Below are 266 nucleotides of genomic sequence, written 5' to 3' on the forward strand. Positions count from 1 at the left end.
CCCGGCGGCCCGCCGCCGGTCTCAGACCTTCAGGAAATGCTCGCGGTAATACTTGAGTTCGTCGATGGACTCGTAGATGTCGGCCAGCGCTTCGTGGCGGCTCTTTTTCTCGAATCCCTTGTAGACGGCGGGGGCCCAGCGGCGCGCCAATTCCTTGAGCGTGCTGACGTCCAGGTTGCGGTAATGGAAGACCTGTTCTAGGCGCGGCATGTACGCAAACATGAAACGGCGGTCCTGGCTGATGGTGTTGCCGCACATCGGCGATT

General features: G+C 60.9%; 1 protein-coding gene. It reads right to left on the bottom strand.

The window, feature by feature from the left end:
• Positions 1–21 precede the first annotated feature (21 nt).
• On the bottom strand, positions 22–266 hold a 245-nt coding region (orn, locus tag N7568_RS23880), incomplete at its 5' end, for an oligoribonuclease (protein ID WP_261612174.1).

Source organism: Paenarthrobacter aurescens (assembly GCF_025421775.1).
GTDB lineage: Bacteria > Actinomycetota > Actinomycetes > Actinomycetales > Micrococcaceae > Arthrobacter > Arthrobacter aurescens_B.